Origin of the sequence: Anabaena sp. CCY 0017 (assembly GCF_963920885.1) — a bacterium.
Classification (GTDB): domain Bacteria; phylum Cyanobacteriota; class Cyanobacteriia; order Cyanobacteriales; family Nostocaceae; genus Nodularia.
This window is the reverse complement of record NZ_CAWUDG010000054.1, coordinates 1-8319: the sequence shown is the minus strand read 5'-3', so window position 1 is coordinate 8319 and position 8319 is coordinate 1. Positions and strand designations below refer to the sequence as shown.

The following is an 8319-nucleotide window of genomic DNA, read 5'->3' as shown; positions in this document are numbered from 1 at the left end:
AGTTTTTGCGATCGCTTGTTTTTTCTCCGACTTCACAAAATCGCGTTGCTCCCGTCTTAATTAATGTGGTTTCAATGCTTGTTTCCATAGGTGCAGAAGGATTTGAGCGTAAGGTTTTAAGTCTGTTTCTAGCCAATCAATTAGGTTGTCTGCATGGTCAAGCATCCGGCTAGCTTGTTGCCATTTTCTGGTGAGAAAATCAATAGATGCTTTTGACCAAGGTAGAGTGGTGTGGTCAGGTTGGTAGTAAAAATCGTCTGCGTATTCGTCTAACCAAATGTTTTTGGTTTGGTGATCTAGCAACTTTAAAGCTAAAGGCAGAAACTTTAACGGACTATTTAAGTTATTACACTGCCGTTGCAGTTGTTTGTAGTCAATTTTGTCCGGGTGGTCGATGTCGCTGTACTTAATTCCGTACATGGCAAATTCATCATCAAACCAATCACTACCTTCTGGATGTAGCTCATCTAACCAACGACGACCATTATGGCTCAATGGTAAAAGTAATTGCCAAGAATGTTTGAGATGTTCTATCTCGTCATCCATTGTCCAATTAATACCCATTGGGGTAACGGGTATGCTGTGCAATCTTTCTTCGTAAGCTGTTTCTACAATCCAGTGTGATAATGGAAACAGGTGAGTGTAAATCAGGACAATAAATTCTAGTTCTCTGGGACTGTGGCGATGCAGCTGATTTGCAATTGGATAGATAGTGGCTTGGCTGCTTGACCATTCAATGGGGAAGTATTGCTGGTAGAGTGCTAGTAAGGAATAAATGTTGAGTTGGGTTTCCAGATAATTGAGTGCTGCGCTGGCATCTAAGGTTAATTGGCACTCTTGCAGGCTGTAAATGGCCTCTACCATACTGGTGGGTACGAGATGAGACATACATACTCAATCTATTGTGTGTACTTAAAAACCTTCAGGGATGAGGCTAGAGGTGGGAGAGGAAGATTTTAAGGATTTGAGAGTTTGGTTGAGTAATTCAGAAAATGCTGTTCCAGATGCGATCGCCTCCTCAATTTCGGCTGATAGCTGTTCTGCATTTTGCCAATCGATACCAGTGCAAATCTGTCGTTGACGCAGTTGACAACACATTGCCAATGCGGGATTGATTTCTTCTGGGGCTGTTATCAGATACTCTAAGGGAGAAGAACCTTTTTTACCGGGTTTCTTGATGATCTGAATGGGTTGTCCAGCTTTGCGTTCTATTTCTGCATTGGCTAGTTCAGCACAAAGGGGTGTAAAGGCATCACGCAGCAATTGGTCATTTTGCGCGATTGCTTCAGGAATCCAATGCTGTTGACCTTCGTAAATGACGAGTAGTTTGTTGTTTGTTGAATTATTCATGACATTTAAAACAAAGTAATTTGCGTAGAATTGTTGGTTGATTTGGGGGAATCTGAGTCAGCAGTTTGAGTAGCTGTTGAAGTCTGAGAAATAGATAATTTCTTGGTTCTTGCTGCTTGAGTTTGGGAAGTATGCTGTTTACCTTTAGCTTGAGTCTGCGCTATGTTGCGGCGAATTTGGCGATTAGGGAAATCGGCTTTGAGTTCATCGAGTAGTTGCTCAAGCACAGGAAGTAAATCAGCAAGTTGTTCTTGGTTAAACATGGCAACTACAGGGAAATCACCATGACTGCTAGCAGCAATCATTACAGGTCTACTTGTTGCTTGTTCTGTAGGTAGTAGAGTGATCACAATTTGAACTTTGCATTGCTCGAAAATGTATGGTTCTGGTAGATTTGTGTGGTTAGTAGCAAATGTTTCTGTGCCATTTTGATCTAAGTTATGACAGACTGTTTCATCTTCGGTAGTGGTGTAATCATCTGTTACTGATGGCAAAAGTTGTAAAAAGTCAGGTTGGCCTGCAAGCCAACGTTCTCGGTCAAACAGCAACCCTAAACCTTGGAATTTTGCTTCTGTAGTTGTTTTTCCTGGCAATTGTATGTAGGATTCTAAGGTTTCAGATGTAACAGTTAGCTTGGCTGCCACAATCGCCTGTTCTGGTGTGAGCCATTTTAAAGTCATAGCTTTTTTGGCTTTGTTAATTGGTGTGCAAGCGATTGTGGCGGTAGCCAGAAGCAAAATTTGAATTTTGAATTGTTTTGACTCAGGTATTTGCTTGGCTAAAAATGAGTAGTTGATTGCTAAGTTAACAGAGAATCTTTGAAGTCTTGAATTGCACTTGCTGTTAAAGCATAAATCACCCGACGCTTACGTTCAACATGAGTACCGTCTACAGGAATACCTTTCTTCCAAGCAGCAATAATCGCTTTCTTGTCTGCTGAGTAAACAGTTTTCTTTCTCCGGTATTTTGAAGGTAATTGCTCGGCATCTACTAAAATATCACAACTGGGTGGGTTTTGTTTAATTGTGATCCGCAGTGAATTACCAATCATTTGCTCAGATAAAATCCCTGTGGCATTATGTACTAAAATGGTTTCATCTAACTTTTGTCGCCAGCGTTCTAGTCTTAAGAGTGCTGATTGATGTACATTTTTGAGATGTTCTAGTCGTTGTTTAACAGATGTTATCTCTGCATCTAGTTGTAACGCCAATTCAGCTTGGATGTCTACAGCTTCTTCTTGAACTTCTTGTGTTTCCCAAATCGCGGTAATGATAGCAGCTTCTTCTTCAGGAGTCTGGCAATTGGTTAGTTGTTCCCAAAGTTCAGCAGCAGTTTGCGATAGTCCTGCTAAAGATTGTTGAGCCAGTGCTAAATTCATGCTACCACCTTCCACAAGTTTGATAGTAGTCATGTTCGCATCCAATTTGCTCTAAGATATCTATAGTGCTGGCATCTGAATTATTATCGAAATATAAATCTGAAATGCCCTTTTGTGTGGTGTGAAGATTTTGCTGATATGTTGCTATCAATTTAGGTTGAAGTGTTGTGACACTTGCTGTTAGTCTTTGCATACTTTTGGTTGCGTAACGCTATCAATTTCAGCGCGATAGCGCATCTCTCTGTTTTGGTATGGCGATGGGATGAAAATTTGATGCGTGGATTGGGCTAATTCATTATTATTGCTTGACTACACTGATTTTACTTCTATTTATGCTAGGTTCAATGATAGAATTTTCATCAATACTGTGGCTATGTCTACTGGCTATTATCCGGTGATTCTGTATCCTCCACTAGCAAGGCAATTTGCTCAGGGTTATGAAAGACAAGAACATTTAAAAGCTTCGTTTCAAGGATGTGTTGCATTACCAGATGGAAATGGTACAGCCAAGCAAGGTGTGAGCGAAAAGAATTTTTTTCGGCATCTACTATCGGCATTTCCCGGAAATTTAATTTGCCAAGCGGTGGAGTTTGAAATTCCTGGTTATCCTCTTTGCTACTCGGCTGATTTTATTCTTTATCATCACTCCTCCGGGTTGGCTCTCGATATTGAGATTGATGAACCTTATGCTGGAGATACGGGTAAACCTCATCACTGTACTGATATTGATGATGATAAAATCCGTAACCGGTTTTTCTTAACCCGCAATTGGGGTGTAGTCAGGTTTGCAGAAATTCAGGTGGTGTGTCATCCTTGGGGTTGCTGTAAGGTAATTGCCCAAATAATTGCTAGATTGACAGGGGATAATAGTGTGTTTATGTTGTTGCAAAGATTGGCTGATGTTCCTTTACAAAAATGCTGGGCAAGGCGTGAGGCTAGGCTGATGGCAAAGAATAATTATCGTCAGTCTTATCTGCAAAGTAGATACCAGTAAAGCCTATAAATTTAACAATTAAAGCCCAAAATATTAACTTACATTATTTGATTGATAGCTTGGTGATGCGGTTAATTTTAGCTAGTCAATTTTTCTGGGAGTGACAACAAGATTTACCAAAAAATTACAGATTTAGATAAACTTTAGGAAAGCAAGCTGACTGCTGATAGCTATTGGCTCTCCCAAGATTTATGATGGTTGAAGAAAGTTCTAATAATCAACCATTATTCATGAGTAACACAGAAGTAGTCGTAATTGGTAGCGGTATTGGTGGATTGAGTTGCGCTGCACTCTTGGCACACTATGGAATTAATGTCACCGTAGTAGAAAGCCATTCCATTGCAGGAGGTGCGGCTCATGCTTTTGAACGCAACGGCTACAAGTTTGATTCTGGTCCATCTCTCTATTCTGGTTTGTCATATACCCCTTCGCCTAATCCCTTACGCCAAGTTCTAGATGCGATTGGGGAAGATTTACCCTGTGTTCATTACGATACCTGGGGTTGTTATTTGCCAGAAGGAAACTTTGATGCTCAAGTTGGTGCTGACCAGTTTTGTCAAGTGTTACAACAACTGCGGGGAGATAAAGCTGTAGCAGAATGGCGCAAACTACAACAAATTATGACACCTTTGGGTAAGAGTGCGATCGCTCTCCCACCTGCTGCTTTGCGCTACGATTTAGGTGCGGTGTTAACTGTGGGTAAATTTGCCCCGGCTTTATTGCAACAGGCCGCTAATGTCATCAAATTAACAGGGTCTTTTTCCCGGATCATGGATGGTGTAATCACTGACCCATTTATTCGCAACTGGTTAGATTTACTTTGCTTCCTGTTATCTGGATTACCCGCAGATGGGACAATTGCCGCAGAAGTTGCATTTATGTTTGCAGATTGGTATCGTCCTCATGTGCAGTTAGATTATCCCATTGGTGGCAGTGGTGCGATCGTTGATGCACTGCTGAGAGGTTTGACTAAACATGGTGGTAAGTTAGTTTTGAATGCTCATGTGGAGCAAGTTTTAGTGGAAAACCACCGTGCTGTGGGAGTGCGACTGCGTAGTGGTCAAGAAATCCGAGCCAGTAAAGCCGTTGTTTCTAATGCTTCTGTTTGGGATACTCTCAAACTAATTCCTGAAGGTGCTGTCCCCAAACGGTATGTAGAAAAGCAACAAGCAATACCTGAATGTGATAGTTTTATGCACCTGCATTTAGGTATTGATGCAGCAGGATTACCAGAAAATTTGGGTATTCATTACATTGTAGTTAACGATTGGGACAAAGGCATAACTGCACCGCAAAACGTAGTGCTGATATCTATTCCCTCGGTTCTTGACTCATCCTTAGCACCAGCAGGTAAGCACGTGATTCACGTTTATACACCTGGGAATGAACCTTATGCTATTTGGCAAGGAAAGGAACGCAATACCGAAGAATATGCGTTGTTAAAACAAGAACGTGCGGAAGTGATGTGGCAAGCTTTGGAAAGAATTATTCCTGATATTCGTTCTCGTTGCGAAGTTACTTTGGTCGGTACTCCCCTGACTCATGGGCGTTTTTTGCGTCGTCATCATGGTAGTTATGGACCAGCTATAGCCGCAGGGAAGGGTTTATTTCCTGGTGGTAATACACCTTTATCGGGATTGTTGTGTTGTGGAGATTCGACTTTTCCGGGAATTGGGTTGCCGGCTGTGGCTGCAAGTGGGATGATGGCTGCTAATACTATTGCGCCTGTGCAGCAACATTTACAATTGCTGAATGATATTCTCTAGTAGCGATCGCTAGGCTCTCTTCTCTTCTCTTCGAGACGCTCCGCGAACGCGATCGCAATCATAAATCTTAGCCATAACTACATCATTCTGTTTTCCATTCACTTTCTGGAATGTCAGCACCAGTCATAATGTTGCGTAGTGTACCCATTGGCAAATCACGTCCCTTGTGATAAGGGACAATTACTTGTAGCTGGCGATCAATATTTCTCCACTTGCGATGACTACCCTTTTGAGAAATCAATTCAACTAAAACAGCAAGGAGTCCCACACCATAATCTTTGATTTGGTGTCGGGAGGAATTGCGTAGGCAAATTTGTCGCATTCTCCAAGTGGTTTTTCTCGTAGAGAGAACAAGGCGGAGGATAGCGACAAATTTGCCAAGAATCTAGGCAATAACGCATAATCTCGAACTCCGTTTTATTAATTTGACATTGTTGGGATTGAACTGACCAATACGCGACCAGTTGTGGTCGTAGATGGAGATATTTTTTGTTTTCCCAGAATTAGTAAACCCACCAACCCATCCGCGTATTACTTCTCCTTTGCGAGAAGCTTGAACATAGTCACCTGACCGAAAACCAAATGGTGTTATTGTCCCACCTTGCCGTTTTAAAATCCCACCCTTTGAATAGTTTTCTTGGTGCAATTTCCGCCTAAATAGTTTTGGGCGAGTAACAACAATGAATGGTGATGGAGTTACAAGACATTCCCCCACCCACTGATGACCATGACTTTTTGCTGTGTGAAATTTCTTGTATTGAATAAATGCTGTAGAAGCTAATGCAATAGCATCATTTGCATGGGTTTCTGGGGTTTGTTTTGATTTATCTTTCTTGTCTTTAATCAGTCCTAGCTGAGTGCGGTATTTCCCAGTATCTAAAGAATTTACTTCTTTGACTGGGGCAAACTTAGACGCTTCGGTTCTAAACCATTCTTGACCAACTGTTACAGGAGATATACCAAATCCATTCTGTTTGGAATTACCACCACATGACTCGTCTCTAATTTCAGAGATAGGAAGAATTATAGCCATTTCTGCTAATATCCTTAGCTCCATTTCTCTGTTGGCTCTTACACTAGGAGGCAGCTTATTTTGGCGACGATTGCTAAACCTTTTCTCTCGATGATTTCGTAATTTAAAGGCAACCTTGCGATTGATTCGCTGTCCCCTGCGGGTACGACGTAACTCTGAGCGCTTGGACATTTTGCCTGTTACTGATTGCCTATCTTTGCTAGTTCTCTTTGATTTATAGAATCCAGGAAGACAGGCATGAAACAAAGCAATTGTCGCTAATTTTGACTGAAAAGCAATACCAGTGAAGGCTTTGCCTCTATCAGTGCCAACTACTATTTTCTGTATCTCATGTCCAGATGGTTCGCGTAATAATTGAACGTAAAAAACACCAACTTTATTACGTTTACCAACAGCTTTACCAGATTTTATCCACTTTCTAGCTCGTGCTGGCGTGGTTGGCATCAGCTGTTTTTTGTCTGGAGATACTACTGGGATTCGTGTAACTTTATTCATGGGGATAACCCAAATCATTTCTAACTTGTATTTAGGAATAAATCCAGTCCCTTCGGGCAATTTGATAAGCGTATATTCTATTCACGACTAGACCATAAAGTGGTACAAACTAGGGAAATATTTGTACGTTTAGCCTTACCAAATCTCTCTTTGCCCTAACCAACTCTTGCGTTGCATACCGTAAACCTAATTTATTAGGGATTTTGCAAGCCTACACTGTACCCGCAGGTGTCAGTGTAGGTAGTTGACGATAGAGTGCGATCGCTTCACGAATATTTTCTAAGGCTTCTTCTTCGGTTTCTCCAGCCGAAACGCAACCTGGTAATTCTGGACACCAAACAGACCAGTCTCCCGTTTCAGCATCGGCCTCCAGCACAACACGCCATTTCATTATCCTCTCTCCTTTGTAGCGGGAATTTAATTTTAGGGTAATTCATGGGAAGTTAGTCTTAAGGTAGCGATCGCATTTATTATAAATCTGATAAAATTTCTAAAAATTGCGTGGCAGTAATAATATCAACGCTTCTAAAGGGATGAAGTTCTAATAAATCTTTGTCTCCTGTAATGAGATGAGTTGCATTACCATTAATAGCAACCTCAAGGAATTTGTCATCTTTGGGATCTCTACACTCTTTGATCCTCTAGACTATTTCAATTTCTTCTGATTCAAGTTTGAATTTAGCTAAAAATTGAGTACGAATACTCACAGGAATATATTTATCGAATTTTGAGCGATTGATAATTTCTTTCAATTCTTGAAAAGTCGCATCTGAAAATAAAATTATTCCTAATCCTTTAGCTTTTTTGAATGCTACATCTGGAATAGATGACTTAATCAAGATGGCACTAACTAAAATGTTTGTATCAATAACAAACCGCAATTCATCCATTCTGAAGAATCTCATCTAAAATTTCTTGAGTTAACCCCCTATCTTTAGCTTGTTCTTGCATTTCTTGAATAATGTCATCTAGGGATTTATCTTGAATAATTAGTTTGAGCAAATCGTTAACAATAGTCTGGATTTTTTGTTGTTTTTGCGGTTCTGCTTCTTGATAAGCTTTGGCAATTTCTGCATCAACTTGAATTGCAATTGTTTCCATATTTTAGGAAAAAATAAGTCATATTTTTTAATTATAGCATTTAACATCTACAGATGCTTTACCAAGTTTCTCGCAGTTAATAGCGATCGCACATAATGCAGGAGCGTGACCGCGCTGAATGTCAATCAGAATATTTGTATCCAATAACTGACGGGGCGACAAACAAGTCTAAAAACAAGACAGTGTAAACAATGTAACGATT

Annotated in this window: 11 protein-coding genes and 1 pseudogene; 2 read left to right on the top strand and 10 right to left on the bottom strand. The window is 40.6% G+C overall.

Going from position 1 to position 8319, the window contains the following annotated elements; genetic code table 11:
• Nucleotides 1-60: 60 nt before the first annotated feature.
• The 5 genes from ACM0OW_RS25370 to ACM0OW_RS25350 form a co-directional block, all read right to left on the bottom strand.
• Entirely contained in the window at nt 61-888 is an 828-nt protein-coding gene (locus ACM0OW_RS25370; protein WP_414553439.1) for a hypothetical protein, read from the bottom strand.
• Nucleotides 889-912: 24 nt separating this feature from the next.
• The gene (locus ACM0OW_RS25365) at nt 913-1350 is read right to left on the bottom strand and encodes a hypothetical protein (RefSeq protein ID WP_414553437.1); all 438 of its coding nucleotides are present in this window, start codon (nt 1348-1350) and stop codon (nt 913-915) included.
• A 5-nt stretch (nt 1351-1355) separates the two neighbouring features.
• Nucleotides 1356-2030, bottom strand: coding sequence for a hypothetical protein (locus tag ACM0OW_RS25360; RefSeq protein ID WP_414553435.1), 675 nt, complete (start codon nt 2028-2030; stop codon nt 1356-1358).
• 119 nt (nt 2031-2149) lie between these two features.
• Nucleotides 2150-2761: a siphovirus Gp157 family protein gene (locus ACM0OW_RS25355; RefSeq protein ID WP_414553433.1), complete on the bottom strand. Its 612-nt coding sequence runs from the start codon at nt 2759-2761 to the stop codon at nt 2150-2152.
• Nucleotides 2730-2921, bottom strand: a complete 192-nt coding sequence (locus tag ACM0OW_RS25350; RefSeq protein ID WP_414553431.1) for a hypothetical protein — start codon at nt 2919-2921, stop codon at nt 2730-2732. Before ACM0OW_RS25350 ends, ACM0OW_RS25355 begins: the two co-directional genes overlap by 32 nt.
• A 180-nt stretch (nt 2922-3101) precedes the next feature.
• Here ACM0OW_RS25350 and ACM0OW_RS25345 point away from each other — a divergent pair, with 180 nt between their 5' ends.
• Both ACM0OW_RS25345 and ACM0OW_RS25340 read left to right on the top strand, forming a co-directional pair.
• Nucleotides 3102-3722: a hypothetical protein gene (locus ACM0OW_RS25345; protein WP_414553429.1), complete on the top strand. Its 621-nt coding sequence runs from the start codon at nt 3102-3104 to the stop codon at nt 3720-3722.
• Nucleotides 3723-3952: 230 nt separating this feature from the next.
• A complete protein-coding gene (locus ACM0OW_RS25340) occupies nt 3953-5488 on the top strand; it encodes a phytoene desaturase family protein (protein ID WP_414553440.1) in 1536 nt (511 codons plus the stop codon).
• Between the two features lie 82 nt (nt 5489-5570).
• On the opposite strand, the gene ACM0OW_RS25335 is transcribed toward ACM0OW_RS25340, so the two are convergent.
• The 5 genes and pseudogenes from ACM0OW_RS25335 to ACM0OW_RS25315 form a co-directional block, all read right to left on the bottom strand.
• On the bottom strand, nt 5571-5810 hold the full coding sequence (locus ACM0OW_RS25335) for a type II toxin-antitoxin system HicA family toxin (protein ID WP_414553427.1): 240 nt from the start codon (nt 5808-5810) through the stop codon (nt 5571-5573).
• A 63-nt stretch (nt 5811-5873) separates the two neighbouring features.
• A complete protein-coding gene (locus tag ACM0OW_RS25330; RefSeq protein WP_414553425.1) occupies nt 5874-7016 on the bottom strand; it encodes an RRXRR domain-containing protein in 1143 nt (380 codons plus the stop codon).
• A gap of 211 nt (nt 7017-7227) precedes the next feature.
• Nucleotides 7228-7407: a type II toxin-antitoxin system HicB family antitoxin gene (locus ACM0OW_RS25325; RefSeq protein ID WP_414553423.1), complete on the bottom strand. Its 180-nt coding sequence runs from the start codon at nt 7405-7407 to the stop codon at nt 7228-7230.
• 79 nt (nt 7408-7486) lie between these two features.
• Nucleotides 7487-7906: pseudogene (locus tag ACM0OW_RS25320) on the bottom strand (putative toxin-antitoxin system toxin component, PIN family).
• On the bottom strand, nt 7899-8117 hold the full coding sequence (locus ACM0OW_RS25315; protein ID WP_414553421.1) for a hypothetical protein: 219 nt from the start codon (nt 8115-8117) through the stop codon (nt 7899-7901). Before ACM0OW_RS25315 ends, ACM0OW_RS25320 begins: the two are co-directional and overlap by 8 nt.
• Nucleotides 8118-8319: the final 202 nt, after the last annotated feature.